The sequence below is a fragment of the Nostoc sp. JL31 genome (genome assembly GCF_017114965.1).
GTDB lineage: Bacteria > Cyanobacteriota > Cyanobacteriia > Cyanobacteriales > Nostocaceae > Nostoc > Nostoc punctiforme_A.
The window spans coordinates 100748-117421 of the sequence record NZ_JABXKO010000112.1 but is presented as its reverse complement, the minus strand read 5'-3'; the positions used below and the strand labels follow the sequence as shown (position 1 = coordinate 117421).

13 protein-coding genes are annotated in these 16674 nt (G+C 40.9%); 10 read left to right on the top strand and 3 right to left on the bottom strand.

Going from position 1 to position 16674, the window contains the following annotated elements; genetic code table 11:
- Window positions 1-645 precede the first annotated feature (645 nt).
- The 5 genes from HWQ43_RS28850 (at window position 646) to HWQ43_RS28830 (ending at window position 7802) form a co-directional block, all read left to right on the top strand.
- Window positions 646-1296: a hypothetical protein gene (locus HWQ43_RS28850; protein ID WP_292740021.1), complete on the top strand. Its 651-nt coding sequence runs from the start codon at window positions 646-648 to the stop codon at window positions 1294-1296.
- A gap of 1644 nt (window positions 1297-2940) precedes the next feature.
- Window positions 2941-4170 (top strand): sedoheptulose 7-phosphate cyclase, encoded by a 1230-nt coding sequence (locus HWQ43_RS28845; RefSeq protein WP_292740019.1) that lies wholly within the window; start codon window positions 2941-2943, stop codon window positions 4168-4170.
- Window positions 4171-4174: 4 nt separating this feature from the next.
- Window positions 4175-5008, top strand: coding sequence for a class I SAM-dependent methyltransferase (locus HWQ43_RS28840; protein WP_292740017.1), 834 nt, complete (start codon window positions 4175-4177; stop codon window positions 5006-5008).
- A gap of 59 nt (window positions 5009-5067) precedes the next feature.
- Window positions 5068-6465, top strand: a complete 1398-nt coding sequence (locus HWQ43_RS28835) for an ATP-grasp domain-containing protein (RefSeq protein ID WP_292740015.1) — start codon at window positions 5068-5070, stop codon at window positions 6463-6465.
- 290 nt (window positions 6466-6755) lie between these two features.
- Window positions 6756-7802: a D-alanine--D-alanine ligase gene (locus HWQ43_RS28830; RefSeq protein WP_292740013.1), complete on the top strand. Its 1047-nt coding sequence runs from the start codon at window positions 6756-6758 to the stop codon at window positions 7800-7802.
- A gap of 321 nt (window positions 7803-8123) precedes the next feature.
- Here HWQ43_RS28830 and HWQ43_RS28825 read toward each other — a convergent pair whose 3' ends face one another.
- Both HWQ43_RS28825 and thrS read right to left on the bottom strand, forming a co-directional pair.
- Window positions 8124-8552, bottom strand: coding sequence for a hypothetical protein (locus HWQ43_RS28825; RefSeq protein ID WP_292740011.1), 429 nt, complete (start codon window positions 8550-8552; stop codon window positions 8124-8126).
- 414 nt (window positions 8553-8966) lie between these two features.
- Entirely contained in the window at window positions 8967-10802 is a 1836-nt protein-coding gene (gene thrS / locus HWQ43_RS28820; RefSeq protein ID WP_292740037.1) for a threonine--tRNA ligase, read from the bottom strand.
- Window positions 10803-11409: 607 nt separating this feature from the next.
- Between thrS and HWQ43_RS28815 the strand changes: the two genes are divergently transcribed.
- The 5 genes from HWQ43_RS28815 to HWQ43_RS28795 all read left to right on the top strand — a co-directional run bounded on the left by HWQ43_RS28815 (window position 11410) and on the right by HWQ43_RS28795 (window position 13839).
- Complete coding sequence (locus tag HWQ43_RS28815; RefSeq protein WP_292740009.1) at window positions 11410-11727, top strand: DUF2605 domain-containing protein; 318 nt, start codon at window positions 11410-11412, stop codon at window positions 11725-11727.
- A gap of 307 nt (window positions 11728-12034) precedes the next feature.
- Entirely contained in the window at window positions 12035-12364 is a 330-nt protein-coding gene (locus HWQ43_RS28810; protein WP_104905415.1) for a DUF2973 domain-containing protein, read from the top strand.
- Window positions 12365-12531: 167 nt separating this feature from the next.
- A complete protein-coding gene (locus tag HWQ43_RS28805; protein WP_292740007.1) occupies window positions 12532-12717 on the top strand; it encodes a hypothetical protein in 186 nt (61 codons plus the stop codon).
- Window positions 12702-12998, top strand: coding sequence for a type II toxin-antitoxin system RelE/ParE family toxin (locus HWQ43_RS28800; RefSeq protein ID WP_366932927.1), 297 nt, complete (start codon window positions 12702-12704; stop codon window positions 12996-12998). The genes HWQ43_RS28805 and HWQ43_RS28800 overlap by 16 nt, the downstream gene beginning before the upstream one ends.
- Before the next feature lie 151 nt (window positions 12999-13149).
- Window positions 13150-13839 carry a DUF1877 family protein gene (locus tag HWQ43_RS28795; protein WP_366932926.1) on the top strand — a complete coding sequence of 230 codons (690 nt, stop codon included), beginning with the start codon at window positions 13150-13152 and terminating at the stop codon, window positions 13837-13839.
- A 181-nt stretch (window positions 13840-14020) separates the two neighbouring features.
- Here the strand turns inward: HWQ43_RS28795 and HWQ43_RS28790 are convergent, their stop codons facing one another.
- Window positions 14021-16312 carry an amylo-alpha-1,6-glucosidase gene (locus HWQ43_RS28790; protein ID WP_292740005.1) on the bottom strand — a complete coding sequence of 764 codons (2292 nt, stop codon included), beginning with the start codon at window positions 16310-16312 and terminating at the stop codon, window positions 14021-14023.
- Window positions 16313-16674: the final 362 nt, after the last annotated feature.

Here is a 16674-nt window from a genome sequence, read left to right as displayed (position 1 = left end):
TTCTGAGTCTGAATGGTAGGGCTTTCACCTACATCTGACCGAGAGTTCAGCCTTTTTGTGACAGTAATCTGCTGTCGGGCTGACTTAGTTATGTACGGACTGATTACCGAGATTCACTAAGTAACGAATCGCACGCTCAATACAAGTCAGCCTCTTCCAAATTAATCCCACTAAAGTCTCTCTCTCCAGCAGCATAACGCTTGAGCAACTCTTTAGCATCGATAACTAAGCTAGATTATGCACATTTAAGATAGTAAGCTTCATCAAAACTTAAAAAATTAAGACACAAATAACTTGAATATTTTTTTGCTGTATGAAATAATCTAAACTTGTTGCTTTTGTTTTATTAACCTTATCTTAATTCTAGACCCTTGTAAATCAAGTGCTTTACATTTAACTTCTTAACCAGACTATCGCTTAAGTTCAAAATAATACTCTTTGCTGCCCAACCAATACTGAAATATGTTTAGTAAATATCTGGGCTGATGCCTAAATGTATGCCTATCAGTCAAACGCCCCATTTGTCCTTACGAGTAATCTTTACACGAGCAGAAAAATCATACTTTCATAGCAGATATTTCAGTTATCCAACAACAACACTTAAAAATCTGCAAGAAGTGTCCTAGATAATCAACGTAGAAACCCATGACAAACTTAGTTCTTCAAAAATCAAGCTATATTCATCAAATCAAAATTTTATTATTAACATTTTTAATAACAATCATTCCATTTTCTTTAATTTCAATATTCCTGCAATTAAAAGCTAAAGTACCTACAGAAGATTTGACAAGAGATCCATCTGCCATCATGAGTATGCCTTTTTATCTGGGACTTTTCTCAAATATTGGTATATTGCTTTGGTGTTCTTCGGCATCAATCTGTCTATTTAGTTACATGGTACTTAAGAAAGATATTAGAGCTAAAGAATATTCATCATTCTTTTTGTTTTCTGGACTAATAACCTGTTTGTTGCTCTTTGATGACTTTTTCTTAATTCATGATAGTGTTTTTCCTGATTATTTACATATTAATGAAAGCGTATTTTACGTAATATACATTGCGATCGCTTCAACGTTTTTTCTTAAATTCAAAGCAATTCTGAAGAAAACTGAATTTCTAATTTTGTTATCTGCCATTTTCTTTTTTGGATTATCAATTGTTTGTGACAATATATTTCCTGACATCCATATTGCCATAGAAGACACGTTTAAGCTACTAGGAATTAGTACTTGGTTTACATATTTTACAAGGATATGCCTACAACGCGTAAGCAGACTTATAAGTTTATCACGCTAAAATTTTCATCAATTATTATATGTTTGTTTTTTTAATTTATAAATATTAAGATTGTTTAAATTACTTTTTAAATAAATTTTGCCTGTTAGAAATACTCAACTTTTTATATTGTAAAGTCACTAAGCGATCGCACTCACAGATTTCCTCCTTTGACTGCTATCTAGCACAACAGTAACGTTGTCAGATTTTAACGCAGATATGATATAAAAACAGCGTGTCTTCCATGATTTCTTAGACTACACCAGTTGCGATCGCATATCGTAGCAATATTTTGCTATCTATGGGAATTAGTGTGCTTTTGAGTTCATCTGGGTAAATCGCGATCTTTTAGCCGTGAATCATGCCCGCAAAAGTGAAACATTGTATGTACGTGTATCTAGAACCGACAAAGGGACGGATTTCGGGCAACGTAACGCATAATTAAATTCACCAGATGTTTCTTAGATATAGCTTCTGTTTAGAATATCTTGTTGTATAAAATATCTATCTTTAGACATATTTTTTTAGCTATCTGGTTATCCAGTACCCTTCGTATGGTGGATTGACTTAAATATATTTACAAATGTTATGATTTATATTATTGTAATGTTATGATTTGTGTTGAACTTTTCAGTTACCAACTAGTAATATATTTGCTGCTTGGTAAGTGAAAAGGCTTAATTTAGGAGTAAGTGAGCTATTTAGGCAAACTTAGAAACCTTTAAGACACACAACCGTTCCTTAAAAAAGTTAAATTTTTGTTACTAGTAACTCAGATATATTTAAATTCTGAAGTTTCAGGAGTTACTGAGGTAAGTATGCTAAATACTGACCATTAAAATGACTAACAAAGGAGGTATCATACTGGTTTCCTGTATAGAATGCAGTGAGTCATCTTTGTTTTGAGCCATTTTATGGTTTGAGACTAATGCAAAAAACAGCGAGATGAGGATTAATCATGCCTGTAATATCAAATGTCAGCGTGGAGATAGACAGTGATAAACAATATGAGTAGTTTACTAAGATATGAGTTTTACAAAGTCTAACGATCACAAAGTTGTTAGAGACAAACATATTGGAGTTAATAAAAATTCAGGAAACTTCAGTTAAAATTCCTAAAATTCCACTGTTATTCTGAAGCCAAGAAAATATAGCGACTTTAGTAATATAAGGTTTGAGACTAATGCTAATAAACAGCCAACTAACGATTAATCAGGGTTCTAATCTCAAATTGAAGCTTGGAGATCAACTATATAATCAGTTATCTCGATTAGAATTTTTACGGAATCGTACAGTTGGAAAGCCACTATATTTAAATATAGTGGAATCAATCTGAATTCAGATGAATTTCCCAAAATTAAAGTCAATAATCCCCAGAAGAGGCAGGCAAGTATTATGCCAATATATTGCTAGTGGGGCTAATTGACTTGTTTGAGGTTATGCCGAATTAAAGGTTAACCCATCTACAGAATTTACTCAAATGAATGGTGTTGTTTCATAACATTGCCAGTCAGCAATAGGCGCTAGCTTTTGATTGAAAGCTAACTTTGTCCTGTCTTTTACCTGAAAGGGTAAAAAGCATAGTTGCTTGCTGACATTCATTAGGGTAAATCGCAATTATTACCGAAATCTCACAATCTTTATAATTGGAATAAGGGCAACACAATGAATAAGGTTCAAGCATCATTTGAAGCTACTGAAGCTGCGTTTCACGTGCAAGGTTACGAAAAAATCGATTTTAGTCTTGTCTATGTGAACGGTGCATTTGATATTGAAAACAGAGAAATTGCAGATAGCTATGCAAAATTTGGTCGCTGTCTGACTGTAATTGATGCCAATGTCCATGAACTTTATGGCGATCGGATCAGGTCATATTTTAGACACTATGACATTGAACTGACAGTATTTCCGATCATCATTACAGAGCCAGCTAAAACCCTGGCAACGTTTGAAAAAATTGTTGATACTTTTTCGGATTTTGGCTTAGTTCGTAAAGAACCAGTCTTAGTCGTCGGTGGTGGTCTAGTTACTGATGTGGCTGGGTTTGCTTGCGCTTCTTACCGTCGCAAGAGCAACTATATCCGCATTCCTACCACATTGATTGGTTTGATCGATGCAGGTGTAGCGATTAAGGTAGCAGTTAATCATCGCAAGCTGAAAAATCGCTTGGGAGCATATCATGCACCTTTGAAAGTAATCCTGGATTTCTCATTCTTGAAAACCTTGCCAACGGCTCAAGTTCGTAATGGGATGGCAGAGTTAGTGAAAATTGCGGTAGTTTCTAACTCTGAAGTCTTTGAACTGCTATACGAATATGGCGAAGAACTGCTTTCCACTCACTTTGGACACGTAAATGCGACACCGGAAATTAAAGAGATTGCTCATAAAGTCAACTACGAGGCAATCAAAACCATGTTGGAGTTAGAAACTCCTAACTTGCATGAACTAGACCTCGATCGCGTCATTGCTTACGGTCACACTTGGAGTCCTACCTTAGAATTAGCACCTCAGATACCCCTATATCATGGTCATGCAGTCAATATAGATATGGCTTTGTCTGCAACCATTGCAGCACAACGTGGCTACATTCCAACAGAAGAACGCGATCGCATCCTTGACTTGATGAGTCGTATCGGTTTATCACTCGATCATCCTCTACTAGATGGGGATTTGCTTTGGGATGCTACCCAGTCTATAAGCTTGACACGAGATGGTAAGCTACGTGCAGCGATGCCTTGTCCGATTGGTGAGTGCTTCTTTGCCAACGATCTGACTCGTGAAGAACTTGATGCTGCCCTAGCTGAACACAAACGTCTTTGTGCTAAATACCCTCGTGGCGGAAAAGGTGTTGACGCATACATTGAAAGTCAAGAAGCCAAGCTAGTAGGGGTGTGAAAATATGACCAGTGTTGTAGGACGAGAAACAGCTAGACCGATAACGCCACACAGTATCTTAGTAGCCCAGCTACAGCAAACCCTCAAATTAGCAGAAGAGAACAACATTCCCGTAGAGATATTAGATTCTTTGCGGCAGGGAGTTCAATTAGCGGCGGGTTTAGATCCCTACTTGGATGATTACACCACCCCGGAATCGAGCGCATTGACAGCATTGGCGCAAAAAACAAGTATTGAAGACTGGAGCAAACGCTTCAGCGATGGTGAAACAGTGCGCCAACTAGAGCAGGAAATGCTCTCAGGACATCTGGAAGGACAGACATTGAAAATGTTTGTTCATCTCACCAAGGCAAAGCGCGTTCTAGAAGTAGGAATGTTCACAGGGTATTCAGCCTTAGCAATGGCAGAAGCATTACCAAGTGATGGGCAACTTATCGGTTGCGAAGTAGATCCTTATGTTGCTGAATTTGCTCAAGCTTGCTTTAGTGAGTCTCCCCACGGTGACAAAATTGTTGTCGAGGTAGCACCTGCTTTAGAGACACTCCACAAGCTGGCTGCCAGAAATGAAGTATTCGATCTAATCTTCATTGATGCCGATAAAAAAGAGTATGTAGATTATTTCCAGATCATTTTGGATAGTAACTTACTGACTCTCGACGGTTTAATCTGTGTGGATAACACTTTGTTGCAGGGACAAGTTTACCTACCACCCGAACAACGCACCGCCAACGGTGAAGCGATCGCTCAGTTCAACCGTATTGTCGCTGCCGATCCTCGTGTAGAACAAGTTCTGTTACCCATCCGAGATGGTGTAACCCTAATTAGACGCGTGGTGTAGCGAAGTTTGTAGAGGCGTTGTATTGCAACGTCTCTACAATAAACACAAAGGAAAAACTTATGGCACAATCAATTTCTTTATCTCTGCCTCAATCTCCAACGTCATCAACGGGTATTAAGGTAAAGCTAGTAGCTCTATTCAAGACTCTCGGTACTCTGACATTATTACTAATAGCCTTGCCGTTCAATGCTTTGATAGTATTGATATCTTTGCTGTGGGGCATTGTGAGTTGGCCGTTTACGAAAAAAGCTGTCGTAGCTGCTCATCCTCAGACTATCTTGGTAAGTGGAGCCAAGATGACTAAAGCATTGCAACTTGCTCGCTCCTTCCATGCCGCAGGACACAGAGTTATTTTGATTGAAGGTAACAAATACTGGTTGTCTGGTCATAGATTCTCAAAAGCGGTAAGTCGTTTTTATACGGTTCCGGCTCCACAAGAAGATCCAGAAGGCTATATCCAGGCGCTAGTGGAAATCGTCAAGCGAGAAAAGGTTGACGTTTATGTACCTGTATGCAGTCCTGTAGCTAGCTATTATGACTCTTTAGCAAAGCCTCTACTATCAGAATACTGCGAAGTTTTCCACTTTGATCCAGATATAACCAAAATGTTGGATGATAAATTTGCCTTCACCGATCGGGCGCGATCGCTTGGTTTATCTGTCCCCAAATCGTTTAAAATCACCGATCCTCAACAAGTTATCAATTTCGATTTTAGTCAAGAAACCCGCAAATATATTCTTAAAAGTATTGATTACGACTCCGTTCGCCGCTTAAATTTAACCAAACTTCCCTGCGACACCCCAGAAGAGACAGCAGCCTTTGTCAACAGTTTACCCATCAGTGCAGAAAAACCTTGGATTATGCAAGAGTTTATCCCTGGTAAGGAATTATGCACACATAGTACAGTGCGGAATGGAGAATTAAGATTGCATTGCTGTTCAAACTCTTCTGCGTTTCAAATCAACTACGAAAACGTCGAAAATCCCCAAATCCGTGAATGGGTGCAACACTTCGTCAAGAGTTTGGCATTGACTGGGCAAGTTTCTTTCGATTTTATTCAAGCTGAAGACGGTACAGCTTACGCTATTGAATGCAATCCCCGTACCCATTCGGCAATTACAATGTTTTACAATCACCCAGGTGTTGCAGATGCCTATCTTGGCAAAACTCCCCTAACTGCACCTCTGGAACCCCTAGCAAGTAGCAAGCCGACTTACTTCCTATATCATGAAATCTGGCGACTAACTGGTATTCGTTCTTGGAAACAATTGCAAACATCGGTTAATACTCTAGTGCGGGGCACTGATGCTATTTACAGTCTTGATGACCCTATACCATTTTTGACTTTGCATCATTGGCAGATTCCCTTACTTTTGCTGAAGAATCTGCAACAACTCAAAGGATGGGTAAAAATAGACTTCAATATTGGCAAACTGGTGGAATTAGGTGGCGATTAAATAATTTGTAATTAAAGAAGAATTCAGTACATCATAGCCGCCTCGTCGCTTGCCTACGGTGTACACACAAGTCCTTTTGACCCCCTCTAACTCCCCCTTGGCAAGGGGGAGAACCGGATTGGATTTTTTCCCCCCAATGCATCGGGGGGATTAAGGGGGGTAAATCCAGGGTTTGGGCTTCATTACCAACATGTATGTACACCGTAGCCTCGCTTGCGGGGAGGGGTTTTTATAGCCCACTCAACTAATAACCGCTATATAAATTTTAACAATACATAGGAAGATGAATCATGCCAGTACTTCGTATCCTTCATTTAGTTGGGTCTGCACACAATGATTTTTACTGTGATTTGTCACGCCTTTATGCCCAAGACTGTCTCGCGGCAACGGCAGATCGATCGCACTATGACTTTCAAATTGCATACATCACACCCGATCGCCAATGGCGATTTCCTCACTCACTTAGCCCGGAAGATATTGCTGACACCAAACCGATGGCTGTGTTTGAAGCCATAGAGTTTCTAACAGCGCAAAACATTGACCTTGTGTTACCACAAATGTTTTGTATTCCTGGAATGACTCAATATCGCGCCCTATTCGACCTGCTGAAGATCCCTTATGTAGGCAATACTCCAGATATTATGGCGATCGCAGCGCACAAAGGCAGAGCTAAAGCAATTGTCGAAGCCGCAGGGGTAAAAGTGCCTCGTGGAGAACTGCTTCGCCAAGGAGACGTTCCGACAATTACACCTCCAGCGATCGTTAAACCCGTAAGTTCCGATAACTCTTTAGGGATGGCTTTAGTTAAAGATGTTACTGAATATGACGCTGCCTTGAAGCAAGCATTTGAATATGCTTCGGAGGCGATCGTAGAAGAATTTATCGAACTCGGTCGAGAAGTCAGATGTGGCATCATTGTCAAAGACGGGGAACTAGTGGGTTTACCCCTTGAAGAATATCTGTTAGACCCCCACTCCAAACCCATCCGCAACCATGCTGATAAACTCCAACAAACGGACGATGGTAACTTGCGTTTCGCCTCTAAAGATAATATGAAGTCTTGGATTGTAGACCCTAACGACCCGATTACCCAAAAAGTTCAGCAAGTAGCTAAGAAGTGTCATCAGGCTTTGGGTTGTCGTCACTACAGTTTATTTGACTTCCGCATCGACCCAAAGGGGCAACCTTGGTTTTTAGAAGCTGGGTTGTATTGTTCTTTTGCCCCCAAAAGTGTAATTTCCTCTATGGCAAAAGCAGCGGGAATTCCTCTAAATGAGTTATTAATCACGGCTATCAATGAAACGTTGGACAGTAATAAAGAGGTGTTGCAAAATTAATCGTGAATTTCTCGGCATAGGTTTTCCTGCTTGTAATTAATTTTGTTTATCTAATTACTTAGTGGTTGAGACTGCGATCGCTTAACTATTTGCTCTAACGTTTGTAATAAAAATCTGACCTTTCACGTCATATAGAAAAGCTAACGCTAAACCTGAGCAATGAGCAAATTTCATTACTAGGGAATGGAAGCGAGGTTTTCTAGATAAAAGTGAAAAGTCAGATATTGGAATGAGTGGAAAAAGAGATTGTATTTGTCTTATCGCCAAGTAGAATCAATGCTCAATTCACCTGGAGCTAAGCTTAATAAATGGGCGGAGGAATTAACCACGACCCCAGTCGCGATCGCGCTCATAACGACGGTTATTGTCATAAATGTTGCGAAGGTTATTATCGCGTTCATAGCGACGATTGTTATCGCGTTCATAACGACGGTTATTGTCGCGGTCATAGCGGCGATTGTTATCGCGGTCATAGCGGCGATTATTGTCGCGGTCATAGCGACGGTTATTATCGCGGTCATAACGGCGATTGTCACGAATGTTGCGCAGGTCATTCTGACGGTCATAGTCATCATTTCTATGGTGACGACTCTGAAGTTCATAGTTACCATCATCATTACGTTGATAACTATGGCTATCTAACTCAGCAAGATAAGATGCTGGTGTATTAGCATCAGCTTTTGGAGAAATAGCCAAAGCTGATGCAGATGCTATCAAACCAGCCAGCAAAATAGAGGTAAAGCGGTTCATAATGTTAGTCAAAAATTATTGACATTAATTTATGCAAGTCCAGTCTGTTTAGGAAGAGCAGATTCCACAAGTCTTTAAATCAATCCTAACAGTCTTGAATAAATCAGAAAGTTTTCTGGGGTGCGGTGATTGAGAAAAGTTTTGTTGTCTGCGATACTTTCTGACCTTCCAAATCCCATGAAAAGTTAAAATTAACATGAGTATTTGAACTGGATAAATCCACCTTTGAACTCCGTTAACGAGTCTTTAATACTTGTGAATTCACCTCATAACTTTGGCAATGACAAACTTAGGGTTTCAGCCTGCAAGTAGAACGCGATCGCACCCTTACCAAAACCTACCAGCTAGCTAATGCTCCAATCTACGAAAATAAACGCACACCAATTATAATTAGTGTGCGTCTGCGGTTAGATTTTAGAAATTCTCGAACTTAGCGATCGCATCCTTCATCTTATCCACCACCTCATCTACAGCGATAACTCCCAATTCCCCAGAGGCGCGGGTACGGATACTCAAGGTGTTGGTTTCCACTTCCTTGGCTCCTACCACTGCCATCACGGGTATTTTTTCTTTCTCTGCATTGCGAATTTGTTTACCCAAGCGATCGCCACTGGTATCAACTTCTGCACGGATGCCCAAGGCTCTCATTTTCGCCACCACATCTTTCGCAAAGTCTAGCTGTGTATCACCCACTGGCAGTAATCTAGCTTGCACTGGCGCTAACCACAAAGGGAAATCCCCTGCATATTCTTCAATTAAGATCCCAATCAACCTTTCCAGCGAACCAAAAGGCGCACGGTGAATCATCACTGGACGTTTGCGAACCCCATCTTCAGCGACGTATTCCAACTCAAAGCGTTCTGGCAAATTGTAATCAACCTGCACAGTTCCCAATTGCCACTCCCGTTCTAAGGCATCACTAAAGATAAAGTCAAGTTTGGGCCCATAAAAAGCCGCTTCTCCAATCCCTTCAAAGTGTTCCATCCCCAAGGTTTCAACTGCCCGGCGAATCGCACCTTCGGCTTTATCCCAAACCTCATCAGAACCGATGTACTTATCACTAGCAGGATCGCGGAAACTGAGTCTAGCTTTAAAGTTCTTCAGTTGCAGCTTATTGAACACCGACAAAATCAAATCCACCACACTGAGGAATTCGCTATCTAGCTGTTCTGGGGTAACGAACAGGTGAGAATCATCTACAGTAAAACCGCGCACCCGTGTTAAACCGCCCAATTCGCCTGATTGTTCATAACGGTAAACAGTACCAAATTCCGCCAAGCGCATCGGTAGTTCCCGATAAGAGCGCAACTCACTCTTATATATTTGGATATGGAAAGGGCAATTCATTGGCTTCATAACAAAGCCCTGTTCCTGTGCAGCCGATTCCTGATCGTCTGCCATCAAGGGGAACATATCTTCTTTATATTTCTGCCAATGTCCAGAGGTTTTAAATAAATCTACTCTGGCAATGTGAGGTGTGACTACAGATAAATAACCCCGTTTTATCTGTTCTTGCTTGAGGAAGTCTTCTAAAGTACTCCGTAACAGAGTGCCTTTGGGTGTCCACAAAGGTAAACCCGGCCCTACTAAATCAGAGAATATAAATAATCCCAGTTCCTTACCTAGTTTCCGGTGATCTCGCCGTAGCGCTTCTTCTTTGCGTCGCTTATATTCAGCGAGTTGTTCTGGGCTTTCCCAGGCGGTGGCATAGATGCGTTGTAATTGGGCTTTAGTTTCATCCCCACGCCAATAAGCGCCAGCAACGCTTTCTAGTTCAATTGCTTTCGGGTTTAATTCACTGGTATTTTCCAGATGAGGCCCCGCACACAAATCCCACCATTCATTCCCCAGGTGGTAAATTGTGATTGGTTCGTTTTTGATATCTGCCAGAATTTCTAGCTTGTAAGGTTCCTTAATTTCCTGAATCCGGCGTTCGGCTTCTTCACGGCTGACTTCTTCCCGAATTACTGCCAGTTTGCGATTGATAATCTTCGCCATCTCTTTTTTGATGGTTTTGAGATCGTTTTCGCTAAATGGTTCTGGACTGTCGAAGTCATAGTAAAAACCGTTTTCTATCCAAGGGCCGATTGTAACTTGTGCCTTGGGAAACAGCTTTTGTACTGCCATTGCCATTACATGGGAAGCAGTGTGGCGAATCTTTTTTAAGTTCTCCGATTCGCTGGTACGCGGTAAATAAATTTTTTCAACTTGTTCTGACTGTTGTGACTGATTTGATGAATTTGGCGACATTGGCTGCTGAACCGTTGGCGAAGTGATTACAAAAGTTGATTTATCTGAATCTGTAGGCTTATTCAACTATAACGACTTTGGTTAAGTAGTCATTTGTCATTTGTCATTGGTCATTGGTGCATACCCTATCCCTTGCAATCCCATAAGTAGTTCAACAAAGTTCACTGGAAACTTGCTTTGACGGTGGGTAGAAAAATTTTTTCTTTCATTGGAGTAATTCAAACTATGTTACAGAGTGGGCGTGCTTTCTCTTGGACTAATGAGTAATGACTCCGCGTAGCGATTTGATTCTCAGTCCTGAATTTTGACTCCTGAATTCTTCTTCAACCCAAAGATAAAGATAAATTTTTGATTTGTTACCTGAGTCTCGAATTCAGGATCATCCGCGATCGCTAAATTATCTTATGAATTGCCACTCGATGTCATATATACCTATAGATGCCTGTCCAAAGGCACTGTACAAACCAGATATCAAGACTATATAATAAATTTTGTGCCCTTTGTTACAAATTTTTACATCTGGGAATTATGAGAAAAATCAGATAAATGTTAAGAAACGTAAATAACGTTAATATTAGTAAGCAAGTTTGAAATATCCCCTTCATTTATGCCAGACTCAAATTTACCAGGGACTGAGTTGTTCAAAACGGTTTTAGATCCGCTGCTAGAAGATTTTCAGCATTGGTTTACGCGATCGCGCCATTTACTCGAAACTGAGGAACTATCATTTATGAGTCACCAAGAGCAATCTGACTTGCTCTTGCGGGTCAAGCAAGCGCAAGATGAACTAAATACGGCAAAGATGCTATTCAATGCAACTGATAAACAAGTCGGAATTGATATGGCAACGTTAATGCCTTGGCATGAATTAGTAACAGAATGCTGGAATGTCGCAATGCGCTTTCGTCAAGGACGTGAAGTCTAAGCGCTAAATTTCAGCAGACTACTTAGCGATGTCTCAAGACTAGCCAAGGAAGCGTCTACGCAAGATGGCAAATCAATCGTTAAAGAGATAGTAAAAAATTCTTAAGAATTTCTTAACATTATCTGGATTAACAAAATAATGTATCCTATGCTACCGTAAGTGGAATAACGGTTGACAAATAGCTCCATATAAATGTAAGCGCATGAAGAGTGCGTAGAATACTCGTCTTAACTGTGAGTCACAGTATCGGCGAAACAAAGCGTTACAAAATAAAGTTTAAAAAATTCCTGTCCTGGAGGAAAATCCAATGTTACATCTGCTTTACATTCTTGCTTTTACAATCCTTGCATTTATAGCTGTTGGCAACTTAATTCGTAACCTGATTATGTTCAGTTTTGATCGGGAACGAACTTACCCGACGAATTCCTCGCCAATGAATAATCAAGGTAACTATGGTTATTATTCGTCAAAGAAACAGTTTGTACCCCATCCAGAGTTATTAGATAGCGCTGGAAACTTAATTAAAGAGCCACTTTTGGTAATGCGTTCAATTAACGTTGAAGATGCGCGTCAACATCTTGATGCACTTTACGAAGCATCCCCAGGACATAAAAGAGAAAATTCCGAAGAAGCGTAAAAAAGTTAGGAGTTAACAGTTAGGAGTTTGGATGTAAATGATTGTTGTTTTTACATCCTTAATTTTTTTTAGTATAAATTTATTACCATGCTTAAATTTGGGGCGATCGCGTCGGTAGGCTGGTAAGTTAACATTGTGTTGTCCACTTGGCGCAGGTTTAAGTTGCTATGAGTGACAAAGAAGCCGTTATTGAGTTGGTAAAACATTTACCCCAGGATGTAACCCTAAGAGAAATTGTTCAGAAAATTGAGTTTATTGAAGCTATACGGGAAGGGTTTGATCAGATTGAACAAGGGCAGGGGATTCCAATTGAGCAGGTTGAGCAAATAATGGATACATTGACTACCAAGTAATTCTCTCGCCAAAAGCAGTTGGAGATTTAGAGACTCTCATTCGGTACATTGCTCAAGATAATCCTGAAGCTGCCAGAAAGCTTGGTAAGCGGTTATTAGTAAAAACTAAAGAACTAAGCCAATTTCCATTTAAGGGTCAAAAGGTTTCGGAATTTGATGAACCTAACATTCGCCAGTTAATCCTAAAGCCGTATCGCATTATTTATCGGGTTGAGGAAGACAAAAAACAGGTGAGCATTGCAAGGTTCTGGCACGCATCAAGATTCAGCCCTGAATTGTAATTGTAAACTTTTAAAAGAAAGCGTATTGACAACGTAAATACATCTTGCCTAGACTATGTGGTCGCAATCAGCAGTTAAACAAGGCAATATTCTGGTACACATCAAGATGTAGGTCTGAATTATAACTGTATAACATCTCATTTGAGCAGATATACAAAATACACTGGTACAGATAAGGTATGGGAATAGAGGGAAATTTCAAACAAATATCCGCATCTATTTTAGAGATAGGGAAACAAGATTTGTATGTGTTGAACTTGTATCTTCATGCAAAAGAAGCCCTAGAAACCGGAGCAGTTCAACATCTACCTACCTACTTAAAAAAAAAGGAATTAATCATAACCTAAACGCTCTTATTGCTGAGGAGCAATGGAGAATTGGAAGACTAGATATTGATTCATATTGGCACGCAATTCACTACTTGCTAACTGAGGACATATCTTCGTGGGAAGAATGTCAGATACCTTTTATTGTTGCCCGAAAGGAGGAAAACAACCGATTGCTAATCAATGCGGTGATGGGCAGAACCTCAATTGAAGGAACTAAAGGTAGTTTCAAAGATTTCGGCCCTGTAAAATATCTTGTTCCCTCAGAAACTCAGCAAATCTCCGAAGCGCTGCTTCAAATTTCAGAAAAAGAGTTTGCTAAGAGATATGAAGAAGCTTGTGTGCTGAATCCAGATGTTTACAGAACATTATGGGATGAGCAAGTAGATGAATATTGGTATATATTTCAGTGTATTTCAGAGTACTACAGAATAGCTGCTGAAGAAACCAGAGGTATGCTTCTCTACCTCGGTTATTTTTCCGGGGTTGATTTCATGTGGGAAATGCAAGACTAATGCCGCAGGTTAACAATTCAGTTGCAACGGACTGAAGGAAACCCTGGAGTTGATGCAAAAGTTATCTACGGCGGCTCAATTTTGAGATTATGCCAGCAAGCGATGTCTACAACGGGCTACGCCTACGCACCAATCATAAAATAGGGAGTAGTAAATTAATTCCTTACTCCCTACTCCCTTTCTAAGCTTCAATAACTACCCGCAAATTGCCCCGTTTTTTCGCAACGCGACAAGCAGTCGTAGTCCCAGAACGCTCGAATTCCAAATCGAGGATGGTGGGGCCGACTCGCAAATTATGAAATGACAGACGATTAATCGATTCTGGCAAAGCGGGGTCGATTATTCGCAAGCAGTTATTTTGAGCATCAGGCACCAAGTTGACCATCATTTGTAGGAGTTGGAAGATGCTACCCGTCGCCCAAGCTTGGGGAGTGCAGGCAACTGGATACTGCACAGGAGCATTATCACCATTCCGTTCGTAGCCGCAGAAAAGTTCTGGAGGACGTTGATAGGGTTGTTGCTGAGTCATATCGAATAAACCTTGGAATATTTCCAGGGCTTGATCGATAAGACCGAGCGATCGCAATCCCATTGCAATCAGAGCATTATCATGGGGCCAAACCGAACCAATGTGATAACCCATCGGATTATAAGCGGGTGACAAACTACTTAGAGTCCGAATGCCCCAACCATTAAACATATCTGGTGCCCGCAACCGTTCTGCTACACTATGAGCTTTTTCGTCTGTGAAGAGTCCCAAATGCAGACAATGACCAGGATTTGAGGTAATACTGTCTACTGGCTTACCTTCTCCATCCAAAGCCAGGGCGCAGAAATCTTGGTCTTCCACCCAAAAATCTCGATTAAACCGAACCTTAAGATTTCTGGCTTCTTCTTGCCAACGATCTGCCAAATCAAGCCGCTTCTTCATCCTAGCTATTTCTGCTAGACGCATTTTTGCAGCATAGACGTAAGCTTGTACCTCACAGAGGGCAATTGGGCCGTTGGCTAATTCTCCCTTACGGTCTACAATACAGTCGCCAGAATCTTTCCAACCTTGGTTAGCAAGACCGCGTTTCGATGTACGGAAGTAACTGAGGTAAGTGGTTTCTTTGGTATTGCGATCGATCCACTCCATTGCCGCTAGAGCATTGGGCCAAAGTTGCTCTAGGAGTTCTCCATCGTGAGTCCAAGCGTAATGTTCGGCATAGAGCAGCAACCACAAGGGAGTGGCATCAACAGTACCGTAGTAAGGTGTATGGGGAATTTCTTGACAACGAGCCATTTCTCCCAAACGTAACTCGTGCAAAATCTTACCCGGTTCTTCTTCGCGCCATTCGTCATCAATCTTGCCTTGGTATGTCGCAAGTAATATCAAAGTTTCCTTAGCGATTTGTGAGTTTAACATCAGGCTTTGAGAAGCTGTAATCAACGAATCTCGCCCAAATAATGTCGAAAACCAAGGTACTCCAGCGGAAACAGTCTTATGCTTACCAAAAGACTGGCGCAACAAATACATATCTTGTTCAGCCCGCTCAATCACTCGATTGAAGGTACTCTTATCTGAGCTAATGCGGGTAATTTGTTGTACCCAGTTTTGCTCCTCCATCCACTCAGCAGCTTTCGCTTGTCCTAATGTCGTGGCGGCGCTCACGGTTGAGCTGGACTGGTTGTTTCTCAACATATTCACTCGGTAGCCCAGCTTTTGAGTTTCGTGAGAAGCCAACTCTAGCTGCCAAACCGCAGTGTAACCCTTGAAAGAGTCTGGTTGCCGATGCTGGAATAAAATCCGGGATTCCATTACTGAGCCATCCAGACCTTGATAGGCAAGTGTTAAGGATTCTTCTCTAGAGGTAGATGGCTCTTTAGATACTGGTGCAACACCATCGACGTGAGAAAATGTTCCTTCCTCAGTCGTCGGTTCTACTAGGCGTAAAAGCCGACCTCGTTTTTCTCTGTCATAGCCCCGGACTTCAAATAAATCAACAAAATCCGCATCAAAGCTGATGGTTAGTTCAAAATTGACAGTAGTTGTGCTGTAGTTAGATACTTCTATTTCTTCAAATAGTGCCCCATTCAGCACGATTTCTCGGCGAATTCCGATAGTCTCGGCTTTTAGACGTTCGTCGATTCTGGGGGTAGTACACAAAACTGAGAGTGAAAAGCCTTTCTCAGCAGTACTACTGAGGAGTACAGGCGATCGCCCTTCAATTTGTAACTCCAAGCGATTGAGAAATCTCGTATCACAACAAAACAGTCCCATACTGGGATTGCCTTCGTTGAGGGAACAGCCAGAAATATTCCCGATAGTATCTGTCACAAAAAATAAATCATCATCTTTAACCGTTAGTGTCGGTTGCGATCTTTCTGCCACAACACAAGGCCACTCCGGGATCGGTAATTGTTCAGCAGGAATAAAAGTTTTTCCATCCAGAAAAATTTTTTCTGGGGTCATTAGCGTATCCGGTGTCATTAGCCAAAGTTCCGTGTACAGGTCTATATTTGTGTGGTCTTTTGAGTAGAAATCTCTTACCCAAGAGGCAGAGAGAAAGAAGAAATACCCTTTTGCTTTGAGACAGAGCAACTAAATTTATTCAGATCGAAAAAAGAAAGATTTGTGTCGAGACACGTAGTGCAAACAAAGAACAGCGTATCCTAGAGAGACACAAGATGCGGATTCAGGTCAGTTATCTGGCGCTGCTTTTACAGTGCTTTCAAGTAATTGATACACTAAGCTCCCCACTCCATACTCCCCGTCTCAGTCGTAGTCTAAATATCTGAAAATCGCTGTAAGTATGGGGTTTTCCTTTTAACCCCATCTCTTTGCTTTTTGTT

What these genes read in the sequence shown, in the direction of transcription:
- HWQ43_RS28815 (WP_292740009.1), top strand. Translation starts at nt 11,410, where the DNA reads ATGCCAGACTCAAATTTACCAGGGACTGAGTTGTTCAAAACGGTTTTA.
- HWQ43_RS28810 (WP_104905415.1), top strand. Translation starts at nt 12,035, where the DNA reads ATGTTACATCTGCTTTACATTCTTGCTTTTACAATCCTTGCATTTATA.
- HWQ43_RS28790 (WP_292740005.1), bottom strand. Translation starts at nt 16,312, where the DNA reads ATGACACCGGATACGCTAATGACCCCAGAAAAAATTTTTCTGGATGGA.
- HWQ43_RS28805 (WP_292740007.1), top strand. Translation starts at nt 12,532, where the DNA reads ATGAGTGACAAAGAAGCCGTTATTGAGTTGGTAAAACATTTACCCCAG.
- HWQ43_RS28840 (WP_292740017.1), top strand. Translation starts at nt 4,175, where the DNA reads ATGACCAGTGTTGTAGGACGAGAAACAGCTAGACCGATAACGCCACAC.
- HWQ43_RS28845 (WP_292740019.1), top strand. Translation starts at nt 2,941, where the DNA reads ATGAATAAGGTTCAAGCATCATTTGAAGCTACTGAAGCTGCGTTTCAC.
- HWQ43_RS28830 (WP_292740013.1), top strand. Translation starts at nt 6,756, where the DNA reads ATGCCAGTACTTCGTATCCTTCATTTAGTTGGGTCTGCACACAATGAT.
- HWQ43_RS28825 (WP_292740011.1), bottom strand. Translation starts at nt 8,552, where the DNA reads ATGAACCGCTTTACCTCTATTTTGCTGGCTGGTTTGATAGCATCTGCA.
- HWQ43_RS28850 (WP_292740021.1), top strand. Translation starts at nt 646, where the DNA reads ATGACAAACTTAGTTCTTCAAAAATCAAGCTATATTCATCAAATCAAA.
- HWQ43_RS28835 (WP_292740015.1), top strand. Translation starts at nt 5,068, where the DNA reads ATGGCACAATCAATTTCTTTATCTCTGCCTCAATCTCCAACGTCATCA.
- thrS (WP_292740037.1), bottom strand. Translation starts at nt 10,802, where the DNA reads ATGTCGCCAAATTCATCAAATCAGTCACAACAGTCAGAACAAGTTGAA.